Here is a 26,635-nt window from a genome sequence, read left to right as displayed (position 1 = left end):
TCCCGTGCCTCCCTGATTGGACATGCCGGCCGCGCTGTCGCACCACCGCTGGTGCACCGCTGCTGGTGGGCACCTCGTCGTGGACACGAGCCTAACCGCAACCGGTGACACCGACCGCGATGCCCCTCCGGAATCCGCCAGCGCGTTCGCCCAGGGCGTGCGGGCCTGCTACGGTGATCGCGACTCCTCTACAAGTTGTAGAACCACAAGCCAGGAACCCTCTGGAAGGAACCCCATGCAGAAGCGTCTCGCCGCCGGCGGCGCCGTCACCCTCGGTGTCGCAGCAGTCATCGTCCTCGGCAGCGCCACGTCGGCCAGCGCGCACGTCTCCGCGACGGCCACCTCCACCGCGGCGAACTCGTACACCACGGCGACCTTCTCGGTCCCGCACGGCTGCGACGGCTCCCCCACCACGAAGATCGAGTTCCAGGTGCCGGAGTCCGTCATCGAGGTCACGCCCACCGTGAACCCGAACTGGACGATCACGAAGGCGACCGAGCCCTACACCGACCCCTCGGCCTCCGCGTCCGACGAGGACCACGCCGAGACGGCCGCCGAGCGCGTCACCAGCGTCACCTACACCGCCAAGACCCCCCTGCCCGCCGACGAGCGCGACACCTTCGCGCTGTCGTTCTCGCTGCCGGACGGCAAGGCCGGTGACCTGGTCGAGTTCCCCGCGATCCAGACCTGCGAGAAGGGCAGCGTCGAGTGGAACCAGGAGCAGCAGGCCGGCGAAGCCGAGCCCGAGCACCCGGCACCCTCGATCACCCTGACCGCCGCCGAGGCGACGGACGACGACGGCGACCCGGTCGCCGCGACCCCGACGGCCGAGGCCGCCGGCACGAACGCTCCGAGCGACCCCGACCTGGTCGGCCGGTTCCTCGGCCTCGGCGGACTGGTGCTCGGCGCCGTCGCCCTGGTCGTCGCCGTCGCCGGCACGCGTCGTCGGAGCTCCGCCAAGTGACGCAGCGCGGCTCGCGTCGGTCCCGGCCACGGTCCTCTGCCTGGAGGCTCGTGGCCGGGTCCGCCGCGGCCGTCGCGATCGCCGGTGGTGCGGTCCTCGGGCTCGCCGGTCCGGCCAGCGCGCACAACTACCTGATCTCGTCCGACCCGGAGGTCGGCGGCACCCTGACCGAGCTGCCGGAGACCTTCGACATCACGACGAACGACAAGCTGCTCGACATCGGCGACTCGGGGTCGGGCTTCGCGTTCCGCATCGTCGGCCCCGACGGCAGGTACTACGAGGACGGCTGCGTCGCCGTCGAGGGGCCGTCGATGACCACGACCGCCGCACTCGGCGGATCCGGCAAGTACACCGTCGAGTGGCAGATCGTCTCCGCCGACGGGCACACCGTGTCCGACGAGTACCCCTTCACGTGGAAGGCGCCGTCGGGCTTCACCCCGGCCTCGGGAGCCGCGAAGCCCCCGACCTGCGCCACCGCGGGCAACGACGCCGCCGGCTCGGACACCACCACCGGGACGGCCTCGGGGTCGAACGACTCGGCAGCGTCCGACGCGATCTGGATCGGCGCGGGTGGCGTCGTCCTCGTCGGCGTGGTCGTCGCGGTGCTGCTGCTCCTGCGCCGCAAGCCGGCCCCGGAGTCCGACGACACCGAGGACTAGCCACCGTGCAACGACGAAGGCCCCGCACCGATCGGTGCGGGGCCTTCGTCGTTCGTGCTGGTGCTACTTGACGAGCGCCGGCAGGTTCTTGCGGCTGGTGAGGACCTGGTCGATCAGGCCGTACTCCACGGCTTCCTGCGCCGACATGATCTTGTCGCGCTCGATGTCGTGGTTGATCTCCGCCGGCGTCTTGTTGGAGTGCTTCGACAGCGTCTCCTCGAGCCAGGTGCGCATGCGGAGGATCTCCGCCGCCTGGATCTCGATGTCGGACGCCTGACCGCCACCCTGCTGGGTCGCGGGCTGGTGGATCAGCACACGGGCGTTCGGCAGCGCGAGACGCTTGCCGGGGGTGCCGCCGGCGAGGAGCACCGACGCGGCCGAGGCCGCCTGGCCGAGGCAGACCGTCTGGATCTGCGGACGGATGTACTGCATCGTGTCGTAGATCGCCGTCATCGCGGTGAACGAGCCACCGGGCGAGTTGATGTACATCACGATGTCGCGGTCGGGGTCCATCGACTCGAGCACGAGCAGCTGGGCCATGACGTCGTCAGCCGACGCGTCGTCGACCTGCACGCCGAGGAACACGATGCGGTCCTCGAAGAGCTTGGCGTACGGGTCCTGGCGCTTGTAGCCGTAGGCCGTGCGCTCTTCGAAGCTCGGCAGGATGTACCGATTGGACGGAGCCGGGACGTTCTGCGCGCCACCGAGCATGGGGAGATGCATTCTCGTTTCCTTTTCTTCGGTGGTGATCAGGACTGGGCGTCGGGCTCGGCTGCGCTGGTGGGCGTCTCGCCGTCGCCGACGGTGCCACCACCGCCGATGACCTCGGCGCTCGAGGCGCGGAGGTGGTCGACGAAGCCGTACTCGAGCGCTTCCTGCGCCGTGAACCAGTTGTCGCGGTCGTTGTCCTTGAGGATCTGCTCGATCGACTTGCCGGTCTGCTCGGCCGTGAGCTCCGCCATGCGCTGCTTCATGTCGAGGATGACCTTGGCCTGCGTCTGGATGTCGGCAGCGGTGCCGCCGAACCCACCGGACGGCTGGTGGAGCAGGACGCGGGCGTTCGGCGTGATGTAGCGCTTGCCGGGCGTGCCGGAGGACAGCAGGAACTGTCCCATCGACGCGGCGAGGCCGATGCCCACGGTGACGATGTCGTTCGGGACGAACTGCATCGTGTCGTAGATCGCCATGCCGGCGGTGATCGAACCACCGGGCGAGTTGATGTAGAGGTAGATGTCCTTCTCAGGGTCCTCGGCGGCGAGCAGCAGCAGCTTGGCTGCGATCTCGTTCGAGTTGTCGTCGCGGACCTCGGAGCCGAGCCACACGATCCGGTCTCTCAGAAGGCGGTCAAAAACACTGGGGTTCAGTGTTGCTTCGGCCATGGAAAAGCTCCCGTTCAGTTGTCGCTTGTTGTCGAACTTATCGGGTGCAACGCACCAGTTCTCCTCTGTTCGCCGACAGCAATGCGGTGGTGCGGAAAACACGAGACGGGAGGCGCGGTGCCAACTGGCACCGTGCCTCCCGTCCGTCGTGCTGGTGGCGTCGAGATCGTTACTCGGCAGCCCCTGCCGGCTCCTGCGCGACGCCCGCCGTGAAGGCGGACAGGTCGACGGCGTCGCCGTTGGTGTCCTTGACGGTCACCTTGGACAGGACGGTCGCGACCGCCTTCGAGCGGGCGACCTCGCCGACCATGCCGGGGATCTGGCCGTTCTGGTCGATGACCTTGATGAACTCGGCCGGCTCCATGCCGTACTGCGCGGCGGCCTGGATGAGGTACTGGGTCAGTTCCTCCTGCGAGACCTGGATCTCTTCCTTCTCGGCGATCGCGTCGAGGAGGATCTGCGAGCGGAAGGCGGTCTCGCTGGACTCGGAGACCTCCTTGCGGTGCTCCTCGTCCTCGAGGCGGTTCTCCTGCTCGAGGTGACGGTGCACCTCGTCGGCGATGAGCTGCTCCGAGATCGGGATGTTGACGTCCTCGGTGAGCTTCTCGACGAGCTTGTCGCGAGCCGCGGCGCCCTGACCGAAGGTCTTGGACTTCGCGATCTGCTCCTTGAGGTCCGCCTTGAGCTCGTCGATGGTGTCGAACTGGCTGGCGATCTGGGCGAACTCGTCGTCGGCCTCGGGGAGCTCGCGCTCCTTGACGGCGGTGACGGTGACGGCGATCTGGGCGGTCTCGCCCTCGCGGTCGCCACCGACGAGCTTCGACTCGAAGGTCGTCGACTCACCGGCGGTCAGGGACTCGAGCGCCTCGTCGATGCCCTCGAGCAGGTCGCCGGAGCCGATCTCGTAGGAGACGCCGGTGGCCGAGTCGACCTCGTCGTCGCCGATGCTGGCGGTGAGGTCGATCTGCGCGAAGTCGCCGGTCTTCGCCGGACGGTCGACCGTCACGAGCGTGCCGAAGCGGGTGCGGAGGTTCTGCAGTTCCTCTTCGATCTCGTCGTCCGACACCTCGACGGCGTCGACGGTGAGCTCGTACGAGGAGTAGTCCGGCAGGTCGAACTCGGGGCGGACGTCGACCTCGAAGGTGAGGACGAGGTCGCCGGTGAAGTCCGCGACGTTCGGCAGTTCGGCGACGTCGGCCTCGGCACGGCCGAGGATGCGGAGCTCCTGCTCTTCGACCGCCTGGCGGTAGAAGTTGTCGATGGCGTCACCGACGGCGTGGTTCAGGACCTCGCCGCGGCCGACGCGCTGGTCGACGATCGCCGGCGGGACCTTGCCCTTGCGGAAGCCGGGGATGTTGATCTGCTCGGCGATGTGCTTGTAGGCGTGGTCGATGCTCGGCTTGAGATCGTCCGGCGTCACGTTCACGGTGAGCTTGACGCGGGTGTCGCTCACCTTGTCGACGGTGCTGGTGGCCAAGGGATGTTCTCCTGTTGGTTGACGTTCGTGTGGTCGGTGGTGCTCGAAGGACCTGGTCGGGGCGACAGGATTTGAACCTGCGACCTCCCGCTCCCAAAGCGGGCGCTCTACCAAGCTGAGCTACGCCCCGTTGGTGTGTGCCAGGGATCGGCCGCGCACGCGCAGGGCGCATGCGACCCCGGTGAGTCTAGCGGTCCGACGCCGCGCTGTTCCCGGACGTTGTTCAGTCGTCGTCGGCGGCGCGTCGCAGGCCGCGCCGCCAGCGCACACCGACGGCCACCTGGACCCCGAGGGCGGCGACCGCGAGCAGCAGCCCGACGACGATCCGCCAGACGTGCAGCAGGGCGTGCACTGGCTGCGACTGCGGGTCGCCGAACAGGTCGGGGCGCAGGGAGAGGACCGCGGCGGCGAGGACCACCAGCACGTACGAGACCACCCGCGACCGGCGGATCGTGCGCTCGGCACCGGCGTCCGGCTTCGGGATGACGCGCGTCGGCATGTCGGTGCTCGTTCGTCCGCTACGATGGTCGGGCTGCGCCTGGTGCGCAGGCGCGGGGATGTAGCTCAATGGTAGAGCCCCAGTCTTCCAAACTGGCTACGCGGGTTCGATTCCCGTCATCCCCTCTCTTCGTCCCCTTTCTGCCGTCGCCGCACGGTGCGTTGTTGTTCGGCCCGTGCGCGGTGGGTTGCTCTGTGCGAGGCCGTTCCGGCGCACCGAGCGATCAACTCCGCACAGTGTGGACACGTGCGCACCGTGCATCTCGGCACCACCCAGAACTGGGGATGGGGCGGTGGAGCTGCCTCCAGGACACTTGAGCGGTCCTCGCAATGCCTAGGAGCTCAGTGCCGAACCCCCGCCAGACCACAAGCCCGCGTTCGCCACGTACCCGTCGTCGGGTACCGATCATCACGTGGGTCGGCATCGTCGGAACCGCCGTCCTCGCACTCGCCGGCCTCGCGTCGACCGGGGTCTGGGGGATGCTGATGATGATCGCGCTCGTCATCCTGCCCACGACGCTCTACGCCGTTGCCTTCCGGCGCTCGACGTGGCTCCGGATCCCGAGGAAGCGCGCTACTGCCGCGATCGGTGCGGGCATCGCTCTCGCCGCATTGATCGGATCCACCTCGGCCTACGGTGCGACCCATCCGTTGCCCGACGCACCGGCACAGGTCGCCGCCGCGACGACCCCGAGCACGACGACGGCCGCGAAGCCGAAGACGTCCCCGACACCGACACCGACGGTGACGGTGACGCCCACTCCGACACCGTCGCCGACACCCACGCCGGTGGTCACGACCAAGGCGGTGACGGAGACCTCACGGATCCCGTTCAGCTCCACGACGGTGCAGAGCTCGACGCTGGCGCAGGGGACGACGACGGTCACGACGCCCGGGGTGCGGGGCGTCACCACGAAGACCTACACGGTCACCTACACCGACGGCGTGGAGTCCGGTCGAGTCCTGACGAACGAACGCGTGACGACGCCGCCGGTGACGCAGGTGACGACGGTCGGCACCTACGTCGCTCCCGCAGCGCCGGTAGCTCCGACGTGCTCGAACGGCACGTACGTCAATTCCGATGGAGCAACGGTCTGTCGGCCCGAAGCCGCTTCGAGCGCACCCGCCGGAGCGACGGCACAGTGTGTCGACGGTGTGTACAGCTACAGCCAGTCACGGCGAGGGACCTGCTCCGGGCACGGCGGCGTCGCCACCTGGTTGTGACGCACACAGCTGAGACGATGAGCGGTCGCACGCTCCCGGGTCGTCCCTAGAGCGCTCCGAGCGGTGTTTCTTCGACTTCCTGCCGCAGCATCCGGTAGTGCTGCTCCCAACCGGGAGTGCCGCGTCCCGCAACGTGCAGCGCGGTCCGGACGGCACCGAGCGTACGGTCGAGCGCACCGGACTCGTCGTCCGCGTCGACGCCGATCGAGAAGGTGAGCGTGCCGGTCGACAGGTCAGCGGTCAGGTCCTGGTCGTGGACGTCGTCGAGGTCGAAGAGTGCTTCCGCGATGGTGTCGAAGTCCGCCGCGAGGGCTGCGCGCCGATCGTCCGCTGCCCCGAGTTGCGCCACGCACTCGAGCCGCACGAGGTAGTTCGTCATCACGTTCTCCTGTCCTCAAAGCCCGTTCGCGCGAGCCGATACTTCAGATGCACAACACACCAGGGGCAAAGAGCCCGACAGTGACGGCGAGAGCAGCTGGCGGTCGCTGCGGGAAGGTCTCGCGATCGCCGGACCTGTGGAGGACTGACGGTCAGTGGCACGAACGTCAGGGGTCGGCGAACTCGAGGGTGATCTCCGGGGCGTCGCCGAGTTCCACCCGGGCACGCTTCCGCTCCGCCGCACGCAACGGCACGAGGTAGCCGCCGTCCTTCGGGAACAGTGACGTCGTCCACGTCACCGAGCGAGGTCCGCGATGACCTCAGCGGCGTCCGGCGGCACGACGGCGAAGAAGAACGGTGACGGGCCACGCCACTCGATCACCTCGCCGCGGAACTCGAGCTCCATGCGGCGATCGTACGGCCGCGGCGTCGAGCGCGCCGGATCGGGATTCGTTCTCGGTGGATGACGGTTCCGGTTCACGATCGCCGGAATCTGCGAACCGGAACCGTCACGGACGAGGAGGAACTGGTGCCTCCCCGGAGCCAGCGGGACCCGGACGACGGACGCGCCCCGTGCCTCCAGGCCGGAGCCGGGGAGCACGGGGCGCGAGCCGCCCTCAGGACGAGCGCGTCAGCGGTACGACGCGGCCTGTCCGTACAGCACCTTGGTGAACGACGACACGTACGCGGACTCGTCGCCGTCCGGCAGGTTGTACGTCATGAAGACGCCGTACCCGTCGGCCTTCGTGCGCTGTGCGAGCGAGACCGCGGTGGCCTGCGGGGTGTTCTGGATGTCGACCGCGGCGGCGGACAGCTTCGACTTCGGCAGCCCCGGGATCGTCGGCGCCGTGTAGGTGCCGTAGTACGGGTTCCAGGCGTAGTCGAGCTTCCCGCCGATCGACGGGTTCGCCGTCTTCAAGGCGTCGGACGACGGGCCGATGTCGTAGAACGAGATGATCTTGCCCGGCATGTCGGCACGGAGGGCACTGATGAGCCAGCCGATGGACTGCTGGTTCGGCTGCGGGGTGCCGTTCACGCCGTAGTCGGAGTACTCGTCGTCCAGGTCGACGCCGTCGAGTCCGTACTTCTTCACCGTCGCCGACACCTGCGCCGCGAAGTCCCGCGCCGCGGCCTTCGTCGGGAAGTTCGCGAGGCCGGCGCCCTGGTGGTTGCCGAGCACCGAGAGCGTCACCTTGATGCCCTTGGCCTGGAGCGGGCGGATCTGTGTGGCGGCCTGGTCGAGGGTCCGCTGCACGTTCTCGTTGTTGTACAGGACCGCCTTGCCGTCCTCGTAGTTGATGTTCGCGGCGAAGATGATCGCCACGTCGCAGGCGTTCGCGCCGTTGTCCAGCGTGTACCGGCCGACGTTGGCGAGCTCGTCGTTGTTCACCTCGACGTAGGCGATGCTCGTCGGCCCCGACTTGGTGGGCGCAGCGTGGTGGCCATGACCATGACCATGGCCGTGACCGCCCCCGTGGGACGCGCCGTGGCCGTGACCGTGCCCGGAGGGGGAGGGCGCTGCGGATGCAGCGGCGGGCACCAGCGGTGCCGCGAGCATGGCGACCAGCGCGGTCGCGATGCTGAACTTCGTGGACTTCTTCATGACACTCCTCAGCGAGTGATGAACCGGTCGGCGGTCGCCGACCGGGGCCGCCGCCGGGACACCCGAAGTCCCGGCGGCGGAGTCTCAGGCGCGGGTGCGCGGGAACCGGAAGGTGCGGACCTCGTAGGCGTCGACGGCGAACGAGGACGCATCGACCGCCTCAGCCGAGGCCAGCGGCTCTTCGAGCAGGGTCACCTCGACAGCAGGGCCGAAGCCGACATCGTCGACCGAGACCTCGATGCCACCGGTCCCCCGCTGCCCGGACGGCTCGTAGACGCGAACGACCAGGTCACCCGACCGGTCGTCGGCGAGCTTCACGCTCGACAGCACGACGTCGCCGGACACCTGCACGAGCGGCGCGAAGCCGTGCGCCCCGGTGATCGTCCGCGCGCCCGCGTTCATCCGCACGCCGGCCGACGTGGCACCGAGCTGGTCGGTCCCGATGACGATGCCGTACCGGTGCGTCTGGACGCCCTGGTCGGTCTCGGGGTCGGGGAACCGCGGTGCCCGCAGCAGCGACAGCCGCACGGTGGTGGTGACGTGCCCGTCGACGGCGTCGCGCGTGGTGTCGAAGCCGTGGATGGAGTCGTTCACGAGCGCGATGCCGAAGCCCGGCTCGGACACCAGCACGTAGCGGTGCATCGAGGTCTCGAACTTCGCGGCCTCCCACGAGGTGTTCGTGTGCGTCACCCGCTTCTGCGCGCCGAACTGCGTCTCCGCGACGGTGTGCTCGGCGCGGACGTCGAGCGGGAACGCGACCTTGAGGAACTTCTCGGTCTCGTGCCAGTCGGTCACCTGGTCGAACTCCAGGGTGCGCGACCCCGGCGCCAGCACGATCTCCTGCGTCACCGTCGAGTCGCCGAACGCCCGTGACACGGTGACCCGGGCGACTCCGGCGTCGTCCACCGACGCGGTCAGGCCGGTGGTCGACACGAGGTCCTCGACGCGGTTGCGGTAGTACCGGTCGACGTCCCACGCGTCCCACATGTTCGGGAAGTCCTGGTGCAGCTGCAGCAGGTTCGCCGCCTGCCCGGCCGCGATCGCCTCGCGCCCGCTCACCAGGTCGACGGCGCTCGTCACGAGCCCCTGCGCGTCGACGACGACCCGCACCAGGTCGTTCGCCAGCACGTACCCGCCGTCCTGCTCGGTCAGGGACACCGCGGTCGCCGCCGTCACGTCGGTCGCCACGACGGCGCCCTGCGCTGGTGCTCCGGCCTGGAGGAACGGGGCCGGGTTCACGACGACGGCCGCGTCCCCGGTGCCGACGAGCGCCGAGAGCGCCTGCTCGATGATCGTGGTCAGCGCCGCGGCCGTCTCGGCGTAGCGCTCGACCGCTTCGCGGTGCACCCACGCGATCGAGGTGCCCGGGAGGATGTCGTGGAACTGCTGGAGCAGGACCTGCTGCCACAGGGCGTCGAGTTCGTCGTACGGGTAGGCGAAGTCGGTGCGGGCGGCGGCGGTCGCGGCCCAGAGCTCGGCCTCGATGAGCAGCTGCTCGCACCGGCGGTTGCCCTGCTTCGTGCCGTGCTGCGAGGTGAGCGTGGCCCGGTGCAGCTCGAGGTACAGCTCCCCCACCCACACCGGCGGGTCGGTCAGTTCGGACTTCGCGCGGTCGAAGAACGCGTCCGGGTGCTCCCAGCGGACCTTCGCGCTGCCCTCGAGGTCGGCCAGCCGTGCGGCGGTGCCGGTCATCTCGCGGGTGGTGCCACCGCCGCCGTCGCCCCAGCCGACCGGGGCGATCGAGCCGGTGGCGAGCCGGTTCTCGCGGAACTGGCGGGAGGCCTTCGCGACCTCGCTGCCGGACAGCCGCGAGTTGTAGGTGTCCATCGACGGGAAGTGCGAGAACACCCGCGACCCGTCGATGCCCTCCCACAGGAACGTGTGGTGCGGGAACTTGTTCACCTGGTTCCACGAGATCTTCTGCGTGAAGAACCACTCGAACCCCGCGCGGCGCATGAGCTGCGGCAGCGCCGGCGAGTACCCGAAGCTGTCGGGCAGCCAGACGCCCTTGGGCCGGATGCCGAACTCGCGCTCGAAGAACCGCTGGCCCTGCGAGAACTGCCGGACGATGCTCTCGCCGGTGGGCATCACGGTGTCGGACTCGACCCACATGCCACCGATCGGCAGGAACCGGCCGGCCTCGACCGCGGCCGTGACGCGGGCGTAGACCTCGGGGCGGTGCTCCTTGATCCACGCGTACTGCTGCGCGCTCGACATGCCGTACAGGAAGTCGTCGGTCTGGTCGATGAGCTCGGTCATCGTCGAGGTGGTGCGGGCGACCTTCCGGATCGTCTCGCGCACGGGCCAGAGCCAGGCGGAGTCGATGTGGGCGTGCCCCACGGCGGAGATCGTGTGCGCCGAGGCCTCGGCCGGGGCGGCCAGCACCTCGGCGAGCGCCGCACGGGCGTCCCCGGCGGTCTCCGGGATGTGCTGCAGGTCGAGCGCGTCGAGGGCGTCGTCGAGGGCCTGCAGGATCCGCATGCGTCGGGGTCCGGCGGGCAGCTCGGCCTGCAGTTCGAGCAGGACGTCGATGTCGAGGGCGAGTTCGTGCACCTCGGACTCGAAGACGGCGAGCTCCATCCGGCGGGTGGCGTAGAGGCGCTTCGAAGACGAGGTCTGCACGTCGCCCTCCTGTGTCGGCAGGAAGGGGTGGTAGTCGAGCAGGACGGGGTTCGACGCGGCCTCGACGAAGAGTTCGACCGTCTCGCCGCCCTCGGCCCGCTCCGTGACGAGGACCCACTGGTTGCGCGGGTTGATCGACTTCACGGGCGTGCCGTCGGCCAGGTAGACGAGTCCCTCGCACTGGAACCCGGGCATGTTCTTGTCGAAGCCGAGGTCGATGACCGCCTCCACCCGGCGCCCGGCCCACTCGGTCGGCACGGTCCCGGTCAGCCGGAACCACGTCGTGCCCCAGGCCGCGCCCCACGGGGTGCCGACCTCGTAGGGCTCGAACGTGAGCGCGAGCCCCTCGGTCGGCGGGATCGGCTCCCCCGGCAGCTCGTGCCAGGCGGTCTCGAGGGCCGTCGTGGTCGCGTGCACCGCGGGGGTGATCCGCTCGTCGAGCACCCGTCGGGCGCGTCCGGTGGTGAGGGGGATGTCGTCGTGCATGTGGCCTTCCTGGGTCAGGCGGTGGTCGCGGGGTGGGCGACGCGGACGGTGGTGGTGTCGAGGTCGGACGGCACGTCGACGCAGCGGTCGATGCCGCGGGCCGCCAGCAGTGCGGTGTCGGACAGTCGGGAGCGCAGGACGACCTGGGGCCCGCGGCCGTCCGGTGCGGCCTCGGCCAGGGCGAGCCAGGCGGCGGCGAACCGACCGCCCGGGGCGCAGTCGGCGCGGGTGCCGTGCCGGTCGGTGCCGTCGGACAGCACGTCGTCGAGGACGAGCGCGGTGGTCGGCGGTGCGGCACGGGCGTCGCGGGTGTGCTCGGCGCGGGCGAGGGCGGCGAACGCCTCGCCGGCGGGCTTCAGCCGTCCGTCGTTCGTGAACAGCCCGAGGTCGTACTCGAGCTCCGGGAAGTCGGCGAGCGACCGGGCGACGTCGTGGGAGCACCACCACGTCACCCCGAGCACCTGCTGCGCGTCGAGGACGTGCCGGATGGTCTGCTCGGTGAACGCGGCGGCGTCGGCGGGGTCGACGACGTTGGTGGGGGCTCCGACCTCCTGCAGCCAGTTCGGCCGGCCGGCGTCGCGGTTCCAGGCCGCGGCGAGCTGGAGCAGGTACTCCCCGTGCCGCACCGACCCGGCCCCGAGGGCGCCGTGCAGGGCCGCCGAGCCGTTGAACACCCACGAGTGCGTGACCGTGGCGTCGCCGTGGTCCGCCGCGTGCTCCGGGCCGAAGGGCTGGGCGTCGTCGTACCAGGCCGCGTCGTACTGCGCGACGGTGACCAGTGGCCCGGGGCGCGACCCGGCGGCGGGGGTGACGGCCGTGGCGGAGCCGAGCCGAGCCTCCAGGCCGGACGAACCGGACGACCCGGCCGACTCCACCGACCCCACCGACCCCACCGACCCCGATGACAGCCCCGCTCGCGCCGCCGCGACCATCGTCGCCGCCCACGCGTGCCCCTGCTCCGCCGTGATCGCGTGCGGCGCGGGGTGCGGCGCGTGCGCGAACTGGTTGACCTCGTTGCCGATGGTGATCCCGAGCAGGTTCGGCTTGCCGGCGACCGCTCGGGCGAGCGCCCGGACGTACGCGGCGGTCGACGCGACCACGTCCGGGTCGGTGAACATGTTCCGGCGGTGCCAGCTGTCGAGCCAGGACGGCACGAAGTCGAAGCTCGACAGGTGCCCCTGCAGGGCGTCGACGTTGACGTCGAGCCCGAACGACCCGGCGAGGTCGACGACCGTCGCGACGTCGTCGAGGGCCTGCTGGCGGATGAGCGTCCGGTTCGGCTGGACGACCGGCCAGAGCGGGAAGATCCGCACGTGGTCGGCGCCGATCGACGCGATGGCCTCGAGGTCCCTGGCGGTGTCCGACCGTGAGAAGTCGAGCCACGAGTGGAACCAGCCGACCGAGGGCGTGTAGTTGACCCCGAAGCGCATCAGCCCTTCACACCGCCCTCTTCGACGCCCTTGAAGAAGAAGCGCTGCAGGACGGCGAAGATCACGGCGATCGGGATGAACGCGATCATGGTGCCGGCTGCGATCATCCGCTGGTCGGTGGCGAACGTGCCCTGCAGGTACTGCAACCCCACGGTCAGGGTGAGGTTCTCCGGTGACTGCAGCACGATGAGCGGCCAGAGGAAGTCGTCCCACGCGCCGATGAACGAGAAGATCGCGATGACGGCGATCGTCCCCTGCACGGCGGGCAGCGAGATCCACCGCAGGCGTTGCAGGGCGTTCGCGCCGTCCATCACGGCGGCCTGGTCGATCTCCTCGGGGATCTGCCGGAACGCGTTGAACATCAGCAGCACGTTGAGCGCCGCGATCATGCCGGGCAGGGCGACACCGACCAGGTTGTCGGCGAGGCCCAGGTCCTTGACGGTGACGAACTGCGAGATGATCGTCGCTTCCCCGGGCAGCACCAGGGTGCCGAGGAACAGCCCGAGCACGAGCTTCCGGTGCCGCCACTGCAGACGGGCGAGGGCGAATCCGGCCAGGGTCGCGAACAGGATGTTGCCGAGCACGTCGATCGCGGCGACGAGCAGCGAGTTGCCGATGTAGCGCCAGACGGGGATCGCGGCGGCCACCTTGAGGTAGTTGTCGAACGTCGGCTCGGACGGGATGAAGGACGGGTTCGCCGTGTAGATGTCCTCACCCGCGCCCTTGAGCGAGGTGGACAGCTGCCACAGGAACGGGCCGATCGTGATGAAGAGCACCACGATGAGCAGGACGTAGCGGATGACCTTCTCGCGGGTGGACATGACGCCCCAGACCGCGCGGCGCCGCTTGCGTCCGTCGCGTCCGTCCTGCCTGGAGGCCCGTCCCGCGCCCGTCGCGCCGGTCACGTCCGGCGTCGGGCTGGCTGCGCCCTGCGCGCCGCCGATGACGGGTTCGGTCGTGCTGGTCGTGTTCGTCACTTGTCCGCCTTGCTGTTCATCCGGGCGAGGGCGAGCATCGGCACGAGCGTCACGACGAAGAGCAGGAGGCTCAGGGCGGACGCGTAGCCGAGGTTGCCGGTGAAGCCGCGGGCGTACTGCTGGATGAGCATGACGAGCGAGTTGTCCTGCCCGCCGGGCCCGCCGGTGCCGTTGGTGAGGATGTAGAGCTCGCTGAACACCCGGAGCGCGGAGACGCACACCAGGATCCCGACGAGCGTCATGGTGCCGCGGACCCCGGGCATCGTGACCGACCAGAAGCGTCGGACCGCGCCGGCGCCGTCGAGGGCGGCGGCCTCGTGCAGGTCCTTGCCGACGTTCCCGAGGGCGGCCAGGAAGATGATCATGTAGTAGCCGAGCCCCTTCCACACCGTCAGGCTGATGGCGCTGAGGAGCAGCAGCCACCGGTCGGTCAGGAACGGCACGCTGCCCTGCACGATGCCGAGGGCCTGTGCCATCTCGTTGATGACCCCGCGGTCGTCGAGGATCCACGTCCAGATGAGGCCGACGACCACCGCGGAGGCGATGACCGGCGTGTAGAACGCGGTGCGGAAGAACGCGATCCCGGGCAGCTTCTGCTGCACGAGCACCGCGATGAGGAGCGGGAGGACCGTCAGCAGCGGCAGGCAGACCGCCATGTAGATGACGCTGTTGAGCAGCGCCTCCCACACCTGCGGGTCGGCGAGCAGGGTCTCGAAGTTCTGGACCCCGACCCACTGGCTGACGCCGCCGAGCGGGCTCGCGTTCGTGAACGACAGCCGGACCGTGTTGATCGAGGGCCACAGGCTGAACGCGACGAGCCAGATCAGTGCCGGCAGGACGAGCAACCAGGGCGTGTACCAGCGGTTGGCGCGCATGGCGATCCTCCCTCTCTCTTCTTCGGGGCTGGATCAGCCGTTGGCCAGCAGGCTGTTCATCTTGGTCTGGGCGGTCTCGAGCGCCTTCTCCGGTGCCACCTGACCCTTCATGGCGAGGGCGATCTGCTGGTCGAGGAAGTCCGTCATCGCGGAGTTCGCCTCGACCGGGTTGATGACCTCCGCCGACTTCAGGGCCTCGTTCGCCAGGACCCGGGCCTCGCCGTTCACGGTGCCGTCGTCCTTCGAGAAGTACGGGTCGGACTGCGACGACGTGGTGGACGGGAAGATGTTGACCTCGTGGGCGAACGCCTCCTGGTTCTTGGCGTTCGTCATGAACTTCGCGAAGGCCTCGGCGGTGGCGAGGTGCTTCGACTTGCTCGACACCGACAGGCCCTGCACGTAGAGCGGCGGGGTGTCGAGCGCGGGGCTGACGGTGACCTTGCCCTTGAGCGACGGGTTGTTCTTCTCGAAGTCGGCGAGCGAGGTCGCACCACCGGTGGTCCAGGCGACCTTGGCCTGCGTGAACAGGGTGGAGTTGCCGAGGTAGTCGCTGTTCAGCACGTTGGAGGGCATGTAGCCGTCCTGGTACGCGTCCTTGTAGCGGTCGATCAGGTCGGCGGCCTTCGACGAGTCGGCGAAGGTGAACTTCGTGCCGTCGGCGTTGAGCACCTTGACGCCGGCGAGCGTGAAGTCACCGAGGCCGGGCTTCCGGCTCATCAGGTAGTCGGTCGGGCAGTTCTCGTGCATGGTCTTGGCCTGCGTGAACAGCTCGTCGGTGGTCTTCGGCGGGTTCTTCGCGTCGAGGCCGCACTTGGCGAACATCGTCGCGTTCCAGTAGTTCACGTCGGTGTTGAGGTACCAGGGGTAGCCGAACGTGCCGTCGACGCCCTTGTACTCGTACGAGTCCACCGCGCCGGCGACGTACGTGCTGGCGAGCTTCGGGTCGTCCTTCCCGACGTCCTGCAGGAACCCGCGCTTCGCGAGGGGCAGGGCGATGTCCGGCGGCAGGTTGATGACGTCGGGCAGGCTGTTCGACGATGCCTGGCTGAGCACCTTGTCGGCGTACCCGTCGCCGGGCTGGTCCTGCAGCTTGACCTTCGCGTCCGGGTGGGCCTCCTCGAAGTCCTCGATGACCCCGTTGAGGTACCCCGTGTAGGTCGGCGTGAGCGCCCAGGTCTGCAGCGTGATGGTCCCGCTGATCTCCCCGTTGCCGCCGTCGGCCGCGTTCCCGCCGCTCGAGCAACCGGTCAGGACGAGCGCCGTGGCGGCGGCCGTCGCGAGCAACGCGGTGGCGCGGCCCCTCGTCATGCGTGTGCTGGTCCTCATGGCGTCTGACTCCCTCGTCATAGCTGAACCGGTTCAGCAGCAGTTACCGAACCCGTGTGTGGCAGCCACTGTGGATGACTAAAGCGCTATAGTCAACCCCGTGGCCACCAAGCGTCGAACGACGATCGCCGACATCGCCGCGCGGGCCGGCGTGTCCATCAGCGCGGTGTCGTTCGCCTTGAACGACCGACCAGGCGTGTCCGACGAGACCCGACGTCGCGTGCGCGAGATCGCCCGCGAACTCGACTGGCAGCCGCACACCGCCGCGCGGGCACTCGGCGGCGCGAAGGCCGGCTCCATCGGGTTCGTGCTGAACCGACCAGCGCGGACCCTGGGCACGGAGTCGTTCTTCGGCGACCTGATCTCCGGCATCCAGCTCGGCCTGGCCGGCACCCACGTCGGCATGAACCTGCTCGTCGCGCGCGATGCCGAGGAAGAGCTCGAGACCTACCGGGACTGGTGGCGCGGACACCGTGTCGACGGCGTGATCGTGATCGACCCCCGTCGCGACGACGCCCGGCTCGCCCTGCTCGCCGACCTCGGCATGCCGACCGTCGTCGTCGGCTCGCACCCCTCCCCCGACGGCGCAGCACCCACGGTCTGGATCGACGACTCGGACGCCACCGACACCGTTCTGCGGTACCTGCACGCCCTCGGGCACCGGCGCATCGCCCACGTCGCCGGGCGTCCGGAGTTCGAGCACACCGCGATGCGCATGGACCGGCTCCGGGCCTTCGCCGCTGACGAGGGGCTCGACGACGCGGTCTCGGTCCCGACGGACTACTCGGCCGAGGCCGGCGCGAGCGCCACCCGCACGCTGCTGTCCCGGAGCGTCCGACCGACCGCGATCGTCTACGACAACGACGTGCTCGCGGTCGCCGGGCTGGGCGTGGCGAGCGAGATGGGCGTCGCGGTGCCCGGCGACGTCTCGATCGTGTCCTTCGACGACTCGGCGATGATCCGGCTCGTCCGGCCGGCGATCACCTCGCTCACCCGCGACACCGTCGAGCTCGGGCAGCGTGCGGCGGCCCTGCTCCGCGAGCAGATCGACGCCCGTGTCCCACTCCCCTCACGCCCGGGCCCCTCGCTCACCCTGAGCGTCCGCGAGTCCACCGGCCGCGCCCCCGCCTGACCCGCTCCGGACGTCGGCCCCAACGGCTTGCTCCCACTCCCGCTCCCGCCGCGCCCGCTTCCCCCGCGCCCCCGCGCCCGCCGCTCCAGCCGCTCCAGCTCCCGCTGCCGCCGCTCCCGCTTCCGCCGCTCCCGCTCCCGCTGCCGCTGCCGCTGCCGCTGCCGCCGCTCCCCCTCCCGCTCCCGAAGCGCGGCGCGGCTGCCTGGATCTGGCGCGCACCTACCGGTCGGCGACGGGACGACGTGGTCTTCTCCGCGCCGTGACGGTTCTGGTTCAAGAAACCCGAGGATCGTGAACCAGAACCGTCATCGATGCGGATCGGAACCTCCCACCCCCGCGGTCGACGGTCTCCGGCGGTTCGTCGGGCGTCGGACCCGCTCGAGGGCCCGCCGCATGGACGACGTCGTGCTGAAGCCGAAGCGGGTCGCGACGTCGGACGGGTGGTCGCCTCGGGTGAGCGCGCTGCGGACGGCGAGACTGCGGTACCAGCGGCCGAGCTGTGCGGGCGAGCAACCCGTCGCTGCGGCGCACCGGCGCTCGAGCGTGCGCTCCGACATCTGGACACCGACCAGGAGGGCCTGCAGAGACAACGGACCGGCCGGATCGAACAGGCGGTCGAGGACCCTCGCGAGACCGTTGTCGCCGAGCATCGGGGGTGGGTTGTCGCGGAGCACCGTCGTGACGACGAGCCGGGCGAGGGCCTGCTGCTGCGCGCCGTGCCACCTCCCGCCGTCGAGGTGCCCGACGTGGCGCAGCGCGAGGCCGACGTCGGGCGAGGGCGCACCGGGTGGGCCGGTGCTCGCGATGGGCGGGAGTGCGAGGACCTCGTCGGCGAGCGGGCCGAGCGTTGCGGCACCGACGAGGACACCGGTGAGCGCGAAGAGCGCCTCGTGCGGGAACGCGTACGTCTCCGCGACGTGGGGCGGGGCAGAGCGTTCCGGGCCCGTGCTGATCGTGATCGTCGCGTGCCCTTGGACGAGGGCAGCGGTGCCGGCGTCGATGATCGCGATGTCGTCTCCGCGCCGGACCCACACGGAGCGGGACCGCGTCGCCACCCAGACGTGGGTGCCCGTCGGTTCGACGTCGAGCGTCCACGCCTCGTCGTCGGACCGGACCTCGGTGCCCGGCCCCACCCGGAGCCCGACGGCGTCGATCAGTGCTCGGAGCGCATCACCCATCCGACGAGCGTGATCCACGAGCAGGACGCGCGGGCGTGCATCGGGCGGCCTGTGGAAGAGGGGGGATAACCCCACCCGGGGTGGGGAGAAGGCAGGATGGGGGAACGGCTCCGCGATGGCGAAGCTGGATGCATGACCGACACCGACCGCCTCGACCAGGCGCGAACCGTCCCGCTGGACGACGTCACGCCCTCGCCCGACCAGGCCCAGACCGTCCCGCTGGCCGACTCCGTGCCCCCTGGAGCCACCAAGCCGATGCCCCAGTACCCGCGCCAGCACCACCAGGACGACGACCACGACCGGCAGTCCCCGCCGGCGTCCTGGAGCGCCACCCCGCCCGTCGGGCCCGGTCCGGTCGGTGGCTCTGGTCGAGGGTCCGGCATGACGGCGGGGCAGTTCTACCGCGACGCGTGGAAGCGCCTGCCGCGGGACTTCGGGTACATGGCGCTCACCGCCGTGCTGCTCTGCACGCTGTACTTCGCGTTCCCGACGGCGATCTTCGGTGGCGGCTTCCGCGACCTGTTCAACCCGTTCGTCCTGCTCATGTTCTTCATCGCGCTGTTCGTGGCGCGGTGGCTCGGACAGTTCGAGAAGCTCCGCATGAGCTGGGCCGACCCGAGGCCCATCCGCCCCGTGGACTGGACGCCGCGCTGGCAGCAGAACTGGTGGACCCGCACGGGATCGGCCGTCGCCAACCCGCACTACTGGCTCTACCTGCTGCACGCCGCGGTGGTCTACCCGTTGGCGGCGGTGGCGACCGTCGGTACCGGTGTCCTGCTGCTCGTCGCGTTCTTCTGGCCGATCGTCGTGGTCGGCGCCTGGGCCTTCGGCGGGGTCGGGACGCTCTCCTACCCGAGCTGGGACTACGGGGTCGTGGCCGGTGTCGGTGTCGCGGGGCTGCTGTCGATGGCCGCAGCGGTCGTGCTCCTGCCGCTGTGGGCCCGTGGGTCCGTCCTCGCGCACTACTGGATCGACTTCGGCCTGCTCGGCGGGTTCCGCGCCGAGGTGCTCGAGCGTCGTGTCGCCGGCCTGCAGGCCTCCCGCGCCGGTGCCGTCACCGCCGAGGGGCAGGCACTCCGCCAGATCGAGCGCGACCTGCACGACGGCCCCCAGCAGCGCCTCGTCCGACTCCGGATGGACCTGTCCGCCGCCGAGCGTGCCTTCGAGAAGGACCCGCAGAAGGCGAAGCAGCTCATCGGCGAGGCCTCCGAGCACGCCCAGGACGCCCTCGACGAACTCCGGGCACTGTCCCGCGGCTTCGCCCCGCCGATCCTGCTCGACCGCGGACTCGTCGCGGCACTCGAGGCACTGGTCGCCCGCACCCCGATCCCGGTGGGGCTCGACGTCCGGCTGCCCGAGGGTCTGGAGCTCGCCACGGAGATCCAGCGCAACGTGTACTTCACCGTGAGCGAGCTCCTGACGAACACCATGAAGCACGCCGGTGCCACCACCGCCGGGGTGTACCTCGGTCTCGTGGTGGACGCGTCCGGCCTCTGGTACCTGACGGTCAGCGTCACCGACGACGGCCGGGGTGGGGCCCGACCGCAGCAGGGCCACGGCATCGAGGGTCTGATCGGCCGCATGCGCGCACTCGACGGCGACCTGGTCGTGTCGAGTCCCGAGGGCGGCCCGACCGAGGCCACCGCCCGGATCCCGCTCGGTGCGCTGAACGGCGTGCCGACGGCGGCGAACCAGCGGTCGTGACCCCACGGGAGCGTCCGCGCTCCCACTAGGCTGGTCGGCATGACAGACGGCCCGGATGCAGCACGCATCCGGGCCGTCGTCGTCGACGACGCCGTCCTGCTGCGCGAGGGCCTGGCCCGCGTGCTCGACGAGGCCGGCATCGACGTCATCGGGCAGTACTCCGACGCCCGGGGCTTCCTCGCGACCCTGCCGGACGGTGCGCCCGACGTCGTGGTGATGGACGTCCGGATGCCGCCGACCTTCACCGACGAGGGCGTCCGCGCCGCCGTCGAGACCCGCCGGATCGCCCCGCGCACCGGTGTGCTCCTGCTCTCCCAGTACGTCGAGGCCACCTACGCCGAGGACGTCCTCGCCGCCGGTGCGACCGGCATCGGGTACCTGCTCAAGGACCGCGTCACCCGGCTCGAGGAGATCGACGACGCGGTCCGCCGGATCGCCGCCGGCGGCACCGTGCTCGACCCCGAGGTCGTCACGCAGCTGATGAGCCGGCGCCGTGACCCCCTCGCCGCCCTCACCCCGCGCGAGCGCGACGTGCTCGGGCTGATGGCCGAGGGCCGCACGAACGCCGCCATCGCCCGCGCCCTGGTGATCGGCACCGGCGCCGTCGAGAAGCACGTGTCGAGCATCTTCGGCAAGCTCGCGCTCGAGGACACCGGAGAGGACCACCGCCGCGTCCTCGCCGTCCTCGCCTACCTCGGATGAACCGAGCCCGAAGATGAGCCGAGCCCGAGGATGAACCGGGTCCCCGCGCCCCTGCTGGCCCTCACCGCGATGGTGTCCGTCCAGCTCGGCGCCGCGATCGCGAAGACCCACTTCGACGACGTCGGTGCGGTCGGCGCCGCCACGCTCCGGCTCGTCATCGGTGCCGTCGTGCTCGCCCTTGTGGTCCGTCCCCGCGTGCGGCACTGGACGCGAGCGCAGTGGCTCGGGGCGATCGGCCTCGGCCTCGCGCTCGGCGGCATGAACGTCTTCATCTACCTGTCGTTCGCGAGCATCCCGATCGGCGTCGCCGTGACGATCGAGTTCCTCGGGCCGCTCGCGTTGTCACTCGTGCACACCCGGCGCTGGCGCGATGCCCTGTGGGCGGTGCTGGCGCTCGCCGGGGTCGTGCTGCTCGGCGTCGGCCCGACCGCGGTGACCGAGGTCGGCGGGGTCGTCTGGGCCGTCCTCGCCGCCGGCTGCTGGGCGGGCTACATCGTGATGAACCGGCACGTCGGCGCCGCGATCCCCGGGGTCGACGGCCTGGTGGTGTCGATGGTGGTCGCGATGCTCGTGTCGCTGCCGTTCGGGCTCCGGTCGGCGGTCGACGGCGTCCTGCGCGAGCCGACCCTCCTGATCGTCTTCGGTGCCGTCGCCGTGCTGTCCAGCGTGCTGCCGTACGCCCTCGAGATGCTCGCGCTCCGGCGGATGCCGACACGGGTCTTCGGGGTGCTGCAGAGCCTCGGCCCGGCGATCGCCGCCCTCGCCGGTCTCGTGGTGCTGGCCGAGGGGCTCTCGGTGCTCGAGACGGTCGCCCTGGCGTGCGTCACCGCAGCGAGCGTCGGCGTGACGCTGTCGGCCCGCCGCCGACGCGGCGGAGCCGCGGGGTGAACGAAGAGGAGGCCCGGATCACGTCCGCCGACAGCGGTACGTGATCCGGGCCTCCTCGAGAAGACCGTCTACTCGTCGCGCAGGAAGTCTGCGTACGTGGGTTCCGACTGCTCACCCGACAGGAGGGCCGGATCGTTGATCCGGCGCTCGACGTAGGCGCTGATGACCTCGGGCGGGGTGAGCACGTGGGCGACCCAGGACGGCACCGCTGTGTTCTTCATGGTGCCTCCTCCTCCGGAGCAGCCCTCGGACCGAATGCCTCGATCAGTGAGTTACTTGCTGAACCGGTGTTCGCTAAACCATCCTCGGGGTGCGTGCGGAAGTCAACGCAGTGCGGTCTGCGGACTCCGGTTCGCGCGGTCGGCCTGGTCCACCCGCAGCGTCCGGTGCTTCACCGCGGAGCGCCACACCCAGGCCTCGGCCTGCTGCCCGAACTGCGCCCACTCCACCAGGACGGCGTCACGGGTCCAGCTCTTCGCGAAGGCCTTCACGCGGACGTGGAAGGTCGGGAACTGGATCCAGGCCCAGACCGGCTTGGGGGTGACGGCGTGGCAGACGTCATCGCCGCGGGCGTCCTCGGACAACGAGTACGCGCGCGGACGCTCGACCTCCGGGTGTTCCGGGGGCTGCCACCGGTTCTCGCGACGCCGTCCCACGACGGTATTCGAACGTGTGTTCGAACGACAGTCAAGTCGACCGCGCCGTCTGGACGAGCGCCGCGCGCCGGACGGGCGTGTCGTCGGAGCGCGAACGGCGGGGAGCGTGTTCCGCTGGCGGGGTCCCGGGCATAGGGTGCGGGCATGCAGAGCAGCACGGGGGTACGGGTGGTGTCGGCGGCCGCGGTGGTGGCGGCGCTGGTGTTCGGGGCGAGCGGCGTGCTGGGGACGATCTGGCTCGCACCGTGGGAGCTGTCGCCGACCTGGTTGCAGGCCGGTGCGGTGGTCGCCGGGCTCGCGGGCGTGGTCGTCCTCGTCGCGGCGGTGCGCGCCCGGGATCGCCGTGCACTGGCGTTCGCGGTGTCGGTCCTCGCGTTCGCGCTGCTGTGGCCGGCTCCCGGGTGGGCGGTCGAGGTGCTCCTCGTCGTCGCGCAGGGCGCCCTCGTGGCCTTCGGCGTCGTCACCGTCCGGAGTGAACCGGGTGTGCAGCGGGCCTTCGGCTGGATCGTCACGGTGGCGGCTGCGGCGTGGTTCGTCACCGCACTGCTGATGGTGTCGGTGCCGCTCGGCGCGCTGCCGCAGACCGCGCTCGACGCCGCGGTGTCGCTCCCGGGGCTCCTGCAGACCGTCGCCTACCTGGCCGCGGCGGTGCTCGTCGCCGTGCCGCTGCTGCGTCCGGTGGGCCGCGGCGTCGGCGCGCTGTGGGCCTCGGCCGAGGTGCGCTGAGCCGGACTCCAGCCCACCTCAGCCCGCGCGGGCAGCCAGTCGCTCCGAGCGTCGGCGCGCCTGCTCCCCCGGGTCCGGCACGGGCGCGGCCTGGATCAGGCGTCGCGTGTACGGGTCCTGGGGCGAGCGCAGGATGGCGTCGCGGGTGCCCTGTTCGGCGACGCGCCCGCCGTGCAGCACGACGACCCGGTCGCACAGGGTGTCGACGACGGCGAGGTCGTGCGTGACGAACAGGCACGCGAACCCGAGGCGCTCCTGCAGCTCGCGGAACACGTCGAGCACGCGCGCCTGCACGGACACGTCGAGCGCGCTCGTCGGCTCGTCGGCGATCAGGAGCGCGGGGTCGAGCGCCACGGCGCGGGCGATCGCGACGCGTTGCCGTTGGCCTCCGGAGAGTTCGTGCGGGTAGCGCTCGGCGTACCCGCCGTCGAGACCGACGTCGGCGAGGAGTCGCTCGACACGCTCCTCGACCTGCGCCGCCGGCAGCCGGAGGATCTGGCGGAGCGGCTCGGCCACGGTCTGCCCGACGGTGTACCGGGGGTTCAGCGACCGGAGCGGGTTCTGGAACACCACGCCGACGTGCTGGCGCATCTGCCGGCGGGCGGCTCGTCGTGCTCCGGCGACGTCGGTGCCGTCGACGATGACCGACCCGGAGGTGATCGGGGCGAGGCCGATTGCTGAGCGGCCGATGGTGGTCTTGCCGCTGCCCGACTCCCCCACCAGGCCGACGATCTCGCCGCGGCCGACGGTGAACGACACGTCGTCGACGGCACGGAAGCGCCCCCGCAGGGTGCCGCCGTACTCGACCACGAGGTGCCGGACGTCCAGGACGGGTGCCGGTGGCTCGGTGGCGGGGTCGACCCGCGCCTCCGGTTCGACGCTCGTGCCCATGCGCGGGACCGCAGCGAGGAGTTCGCGCGTGTAGTCGGCGGACGGTGCGGCGAAGACCGCACCGGCGGCGCCGGTCTCGACGACACGGCCCCGGCGCATGACGACCACGCGGTCGGCGAGGTCCGCGACGACGCCCATGTCGTGCGTGATGAGCAGGATCGCGGTTCCCGTGCGCTCGCGCAGCGCGCGGAGCACGTCGAGCACCTCGGCCTGCACCGTGACGTCGAGGGCGGTCGTCGGCTCGTCCGCGATGAGCAGGTCCGGGTCGGCGGCGAGCGCCATCGCGATCATCACGCGCTGCGCCTGCCCGCCGGAGAGCTCGTGCGGGTACTGGCCCAGGCGGCGTTCGGGTTCGGGGACCTCCACGGCGCGGAGCAGTTCGAGCGACCGCTCCCGGACGGCGGCACGGTCGTGTGCGGCATCGGCGCGTCGGACGGCCTCGGCGAGTTGGAAGCCGATCGTGAAGACCGGGTTCAGGGCCGCGGACGGGTCCTGGAAGATCATCGACACGTTCCGGCCCCGGACCGACCGGAGGGTGCGCTCGTCCGTGCCGAGCACCTCGAGGTCGCCGAGCCGGATGCTCCCCGAGGCGCGCGCACCGTCGGGGGCGATGCCCATGGCGGTCATCGCGGTCATGCTCTTGCCGGAGCCGGACTCCCCGACGACGGCGACGACCTCGCCGCGGGCGACCGTGAACGAGGCGTCGTCGACGGCGCGGACGACCTCGCCCTCGACGTCGAAGGTGACGGTGAGGCGTTCGACCGTCAGGACGTCGCTGGTGCTGCTCATGGGGTCTCCGGGGGGTCGGTGTCGTCGCGGGCGGCCTTGAAGGCCTCCCACTCCTCGAGCATCTTGCGGTGGTAGCCCTGCAGCCACTGCATGTAGTCACGGCCGTTGAGCAGACGCTCGCGGACCTCGGCGTCCACGTCGCCCGTGCCGGTGCGGCCGGCACCCTCGACGACGGCGAGCCCGCGGCCGATGATGTCGCGCTGCCGGTCCAGGTACTTCCGTTCGCTGGCGAGCCAGGAGCCCCAGACGTCGGCCTCGGCGCGGAAGTAGTGGCTGCGCTCGCCGGCGACGATGTGCCGCTTGACGAACCCGGAGTCGACGAGCCGCCGGGTGGCCATCGACACCGACCCCGAGCTGGCGCCGAGCGCGGTCTGCAGGTCCGACGACGACGAGTGCGGCGCGCGGGTCATCATCAGGTAGCCGAGCACCCGGGCGTCGGTGAGGGGCATGCCCGCTCCGTCGTTGAGCATCAGGGCGAACTCCTCGACGAACGCCTGGCGCTCCGGTCCGAGCAGCCGGTCGTCGTCGGTGCCCGTACCCCCGTCGTCGGTGCCCGTGCCCCCGTCGTCGGTGCCCGTAGCCCCGTCGTCGGTCACGAGGCCAGCCCGGCGGCCACCTCGGGTCGCTCGTCCGGGATCGACCACGGCTCCTGCGACATGCCGCCACCGCCGCGGATCGCCTGCACGGTGCCGTCCTCGTCGCGGGTGTAGGTGATGTCCTCGTCGACCGAGCCGAAGCGGTTGCCGTGGGTCATCCGCAGGGTGTCGGCGTCGACGACCTCGAGTCGGGTGGGGGTGTCCATCGGCTCGGGGCCGGAGGGGTCGAGCTCGATGAGCCGGTCGCCGATCCGGGCGACGTCGGTGACGCCCCACGGGTTCGCGAAGCGTCCGGTGAAGGTGGCCGTGTCGACGTCGTCGGGCACCGGGGTCCCCGGGGCGTCGGCGTCGGCCGCGGCGTCGAGCATCGCGATGATCGCGGTGGCGATGACCGCGGCGGGTCCGGCGGCGGCGCTGGTCAGCACGGACACCACGAGTCCGGAGGCCGGGTCGAACATCGACTGGGTGATGTGGCCGGGGAACCCGCCGGAGTGGCCGCGGATCTCCCGGCCGCCGATCCGGTCGACGATGAAGCCGGCACCGTAGCCACGGGCGGCGGGGTCGTCGGTGGCGCTCCAGGCCTTCCGCTGTGCGAGCCGCTTGGAGTGGTCGTCGAGCAGGGTGCCCTGCCCGATCACGTGCTGCGAGAAGTACCGGACCAGGTCGGACGCGGTGCCGTGGAACCCGGTGGCGGCGGCCATCGCGCGGGTGTCGACGTGGTCGATGCGCTGCCGGTGCCGCGCGGTGTGGAAGCCGGTGTACCCGACCACGAAGTCGTCCGCGCGGGACGGGTCCCAGTCCGGGCCGGTGTTCCGCAAGCCCAGGGGTTCGGTGATCGACTCGCGCACGAAGTCGTTGTACGACTGCCCGGACACCGCGGCGATGACGAGGCCGAGCAGCGAGTAGCCGAGGTTCGAGTAGTTGAACGACGACCCGGCCGGTACCTTCTGGCCGCCGTCGAGCACGAGCGCGAGGAGCTCCTGCTCGTCCGGGAACGCCCGCAGCAGGGACCAGTAGTCGCCGTCGTGTCCGTCGCGGATCACGCCGGCGCCCATCTCCATGAGCTCGCGCAGGGTGGCGTCGGCGAGCGGGGACCCGCCCTCGACCAGGGCGGGGACGTACGTGCCGACGGTGTCGTCGAGCCGGAGCGACCCGCGCTCCGCGAGCTGCAGCAGGGCCGTCGCCGTGAAGGTCTTCGAGTGCGAGGCGATGCGGAACAGGTCGGTGGTGGTCAGGCGGCGGCCGGCCTCGACGTCGGCGTAACCCCAGGCCTCGTCGAACAGGACCTCGTCGCCGTACCCGACGGCGACCTGCACGCCCGGCACACGCAGCTGCCACACCTTGTAGGACACCCACTCGCGGATGTAGGGCAGGGTCTTCCGGTACGCGGAGAGGGTGTCGGTCACGGTGGTCCTTTCGAGAGCGGTTCTGTCCGAGTCTGGCGCGTCGGTCGCGGTGATGTCCGCCGCGACGCG

At 70.7% G+C, this 26,635-nt stretch carries 26 protein-coding genes and 2 tRNA genes; 9 read left to right on the top strand and 19 right to left on the bottom strand.

What is annotated here, in order from left to right; all coding sequences use genetic code 11:
- Positions 1 to 235: 235 nt before the first annotated feature.
- The gene (locus tag KK087_RS11920; RefSeq protein ID WP_214565525.1) at positions 236 to 964 is read left to right on the top strand and encodes a YcnI family copper-binding membrane protein; all 729 of its coding nucleotides are present in this window, start codon (positions 236 to 238) and stop codon (positions 962 to 964) included.
- Positions 965 to 1,014: 50 nt separating this feature from the next.
- A complete protein-coding gene (locus KK087_RS11915) occupies positions 1,015 to 1,623 on the top strand; it encodes a copper resistance CopC family protein (protein ID WP_214565523.1) in 609 nt (202 codons plus the stop codon).
- 63 nt (positions 1,624 to 1,686) lie between these two features.
- Here KK087_RS11915 and KK087_RS11910 read toward each other — a convergent pair whose 3' ends face one another.
- The 5 genes from KK087_RS11910 to KK087_RS11890 all read right to left on the bottom strand — a co-directional run bounded on the left by KK087_RS11910 (position 1,687) and on the right by KK087_RS11890 (position 4,978).
- Entirely contained in the window at positions 1,687 to 2,346 is a 660-nt protein-coding gene (locus KK087_RS11910; RefSeq protein ID WP_031259232.1) for an ATP-dependent Clp protease proteolytic subunit, read from the bottom strand.
- Between the two features lie 26 nt (positions 2,347 to 2,372).
- The gene (locus KK087_RS11905) at positions 2,373 to 3,002 is read right to left on the bottom strand and encodes an ATP-dependent Clp protease proteolytic subunit (protein WP_182064839.1); all 630 of its coding nucleotides are present in this window, start codon (positions 3,000 to 3,002) and stop codon (positions 2,373 to 2,375) included.
- Positions 3,003 to 3,171: 169 nt separating this feature from the next.
- Positions 3,172 to 4,479, bottom strand: coding sequence for a trigger factor (gene tig / locus KK087_RS11900; RefSeq protein ID WP_214565521.1), 1,308 nt, complete (start codon positions 4,477 to 4,479; stop codon positions 3,172 to 3,174).
- Between the two features lie 53 nt (positions 4,480 to 4,532).
- Positions 4,533 to 4,609, bottom strand: a tRNA-Pro gene (locus KK087_RS11895).
- A 93-nt stretch (positions 4,610 to 4,702) separates the two neighbouring features.
- A complete protein-coding gene (locus tag KK087_RS11890; RefSeq protein WP_214565513.1) occupies positions 4,703 to 4,978 on the bottom strand; it encodes a hypothetical protein in 276 nt (91 codons plus the stop codon).
- 54 nt (positions 4,979 to 5,032) lie between these two features.
- On the opposite strand from KK087_RS11890, the gene KK087_RS11885 reads away from it, so the two are divergent.
- Together KK087_RS11885 and KK087_RS11880 are read left to right on the top strand one after the other, a co-directional pair.
- Positions 5,033 to 5,103, top strand: a tRNA-Gly gene (locus KK087_RS11885).
- 219 nt (positions 5,104 to 5,322) lie between these two features.
- Positions 5,323 to 6,201, top strand: a complete 879-nt coding sequence (locus KK087_RS11880) for a G5 domain-containing protein (RefSeq protein WP_307860050.1) — start codon at positions 5,323 to 5,325, stop codon at positions 6,199 to 6,201.
- 46 nt (positions 6,202 to 6,247) lie between these two features.
- Here KK087_RS11880 and KK087_RS11875 read toward each other — a convergent pair whose 3' ends face one another.
- The 8 genes from KK087_RS11875 to KK087_RS11840 form a co-directional block, all read right to left on the bottom strand.
- The gene (locus tag KK087_RS11875; protein ID WP_214565511.1) at positions 6,248 to 6,580 is read right to left on the bottom strand and encodes a hypothetical protein; all 333 of its coding nucleotides are present in this window, start codon (positions 6,578 to 6,580) and stop codon (positions 6,248 to 6,250) included.
- A 166-nt stretch (positions 6,581 to 6,746) separates the two neighbouring features.
- Positions 6,747 to 6,878, bottom strand: a complete 132-nt coding sequence (locus KK087_RS17940; RefSeq protein WP_307860049.1) for a DUF1905 domain-containing protein — start codon at positions 6,876 to 6,878, stop codon at positions 6,747 to 6,749.
- Positions 6,879 to 7,210: 332 nt separating this feature from the next.
- On the bottom strand, positions 7,211 to 8,182 hold the full coding sequence (locus KK087_RS11865; protein ID WP_214565509.1) for an endo-beta-N-acetylglucosaminidase H: 972 nt from the start codon (positions 8,180 to 8,182) through the stop codon (positions 7,211 to 7,213).
- Positions 8,183 to 8,266: 84 nt separating this feature from the next.
- Positions 8,267 to 11,290: an alpha-mannosidase gene (locus KK087_RS11860; protein WP_214565507.1), complete on the bottom strand. Its 3,024-nt coding sequence runs from the start codon at positions 11,288 to 11,290 to the stop codon at positions 8,267 to 8,269.
- A gap of 14 nt (positions 11,291 to 11,304) precedes the next feature.
- The gene (locus KK087_RS11855) at positions 11,305 to 12,720 is read right to left on the bottom strand and encodes a glycoside hydrolase 5 family protein (protein WP_214565506.1); all 1,416 of its coding nucleotides are present in this window, start codon (positions 12,718 to 12,720) and stop codon (positions 11,305 to 11,307) included.
- Positions 12,720 to 13,697 (bottom strand): carbohydrate ABC transporter permease, encoded by a 978-nt coding sequence (locus KK087_RS11850; protein WP_214565504.1) that lies wholly within the window; start codon positions 13,695 to 13,697, stop codon positions 12,720 to 12,722. Before KK087_RS11850 ends, KK087_RS11855 begins: the two co-directional genes overlap by 1 nt.
- The gene (locus tag KK087_RS11845) at positions 13,694 to 14,572 is read right to left on the bottom strand and encodes a carbohydrate ABC transporter permease (protein ID WP_111030545.1); all 879 of its coding nucleotides are present in this window, start codon (positions 14,570 to 14,572) and stop codon (positions 13,694 to 13,696) included. Before KK087_RS11845 ends, KK087_RS11850 begins: the two co-directional genes overlap by 4 nt.
- A 33-nt stretch (positions 14,573 to 14,605) precedes the next feature.
- Complete coding sequence (locus tag KK087_RS11840) at positions 14,606 to 15,880, bottom strand: ABC transporter substrate-binding protein (protein WP_214530426.1); 1,275 nt, start codon at positions 15,878 to 15,880, stop codon at positions 14,606 to 14,608.
- A gap of 118 nt (positions 15,881 to 15,998) precedes the next feature.
- Between KK087_RS11840 and KK087_RS11835 the strand changes: the two genes are divergently transcribed.
- Positions 15,999 to 17,030 carry a LacI family DNA-binding transcriptional regulator gene (locus tag KK087_RS11835; RefSeq protein ID WP_214565502.1) on the top strand — a complete coding sequence of 344 codons (1,032 nt, stop codon included), beginning with the start codon at positions 15,999 to 16,001 and terminating at the stop codon, positions 17,028 to 17,030.
- A 305-nt stretch (positions 17,031 to 17,335) separates the two neighbouring features.
- Here the strand turns inward: KK087_RS11835 and KK087_RS11830 are convergent, their stop codons facing one another.
- Positions 17,336 to 18,208, bottom strand: a complete 873-nt coding sequence (locus KK087_RS11830; protein WP_214565500.1) for a helix-turn-helix domain-containing protein — start codon at positions 18,206 to 18,208, stop codon at positions 17,336 to 17,338.
- 132 nt (positions 18,209 to 18,340) lie between these two features.
- On the opposite strand from KK087_RS11830, the gene KK087_RS11825 reads away from it, so the two are divergent.
- From KK087_RS11825 to KK087_RS11815, 3 genes are read left to right on the top strand one after another with little or no spacing between them, the layout of a single operon-like run.
- Entirely contained in the window at positions 18,341 to 19,912 is a 1,572-nt protein-coding gene (locus KK087_RS11825; RefSeq protein ID WP_214530423.1) for a sensor histidine kinase, read from the top strand.
- 39 nt (positions 19,913 to 19,951) lie between these two features.
- A complete protein-coding gene (locus KK087_RS11820; RefSeq protein ID WP_214530422.1) occupies positions 19,952 to 20,614 on the top strand; it encodes a response regulator transcription factor in 663 nt (220 codons plus the stop codon).
- Between the two features lie 30 nt (positions 20,615 to 20,644).
- Positions 20,645 to 21,502 (top strand): EamA family transporter, encoded by an 858-nt coding sequence (locus tag KK087_RS11815; RefSeq protein ID WP_214565498.1) that lies wholly within the window; start codon positions 20,645 to 20,647, stop codon positions 21,500 to 21,502.
- Between the two features lie 68 nt (positions 21,503 to 21,570).
- On the opposite strand, the gene KK087_RS11810 is transcribed toward KK087_RS11815, so the two are convergent.
- Together KK087_RS11810 and KK087_RS11805 are read right to left on the bottom strand one after the other, a co-directional pair.
- A complete protein-coding gene (locus KK087_RS11810; RefSeq protein ID WP_181420993.1) occupies positions 21,571 to 21,723 on the bottom strand; it encodes a hypothetical protein in 153 nt (50 codons plus the stop codon).
- A gap of 102 nt (positions 21,724 to 21,825) precedes the next feature.
- The gene (locus tag KK087_RS11805) at positions 21,826 to 22,158 is read right to left on the bottom strand and encodes a hypothetical protein (RefSeq protein WP_214530420.1); all 333 of its coding nucleotides are present in this window, start codon (positions 22,156 to 22,158) and stop codon (positions 21,826 to 21,828) included.
- Positions 22,159 to 22,302: 144 nt separating this feature from the next.
- Here KK087_RS11805 and KK087_RS11800 point away from each other — a divergent pair, with 144 nt between their 5' ends.
- Positions 22,303 to 22,884, top strand: a complete 582-nt coding sequence (locus KK087_RS11800; protein WP_214565496.1) for a hypothetical protein — start codon at positions 22,303 to 22,305, stop codon at positions 22,882 to 22,884.
- Positions 22,885 to 22,902: 18 nt separating this feature from the next.
- Here KK087_RS11800 and KK087_RS11795 read toward each other — a convergent pair whose 3' ends face one another.
- The 3 genes from KK087_RS11795 to KK087_RS11785 are packed head-to-tail and all read right to left on the bottom strand — an operon-like array spanning position 22,903 to position 26,566.
- Positions 22,903 to 24,564, bottom strand: coding sequence for a dipeptide ABC transporter ATP-binding protein (locus tag KK087_RS11795; protein ID WP_214565494.1), 1,662 nt, complete (start codon positions 24,562 to 24,564; stop codon positions 22,903 to 22,905).
- Positions 24,561 to 25,160: a GbsR/MarR family transcriptional regulator gene (locus KK087_RS11790; protein WP_214565492.1), complete on the bottom strand. Its 600-nt coding sequence runs from the start codon at positions 25,158 to 25,160 to the stop codon at positions 24,561 to 24,563. The genes KK087_RS11795 and KK087_RS11790 overlap by 4 nt, the downstream gene beginning before the upstream one ends.
- Positions 25,157 to 26,566, bottom strand: coding sequence for a serine hydrolase (locus tag KK087_RS11785; RefSeq protein WP_307860048.1), 1,410 nt, complete (start codon positions 26,564 to 26,566; stop codon positions 25,157 to 25,159). Before KK087_RS11785 ends, KK087_RS11790 begins: the two co-directional genes overlap by 4 nt.
- Positions 26,567 to 26,635: the final 69 nt, after the last annotated feature.

The organism is Curtobacterium aurantiacum (assembly GCF_018598555.1).
GTDB classification, from domain to species: Bacteria; Actinomycetota; Actinomycetes; order Actinomycetales; family Microbacteriaceae; genus Curtobacterium; species Curtobacterium aurantiacum.
This window is presented reverse-complemented; position numbering and strand designations above follow the sequence as displayed.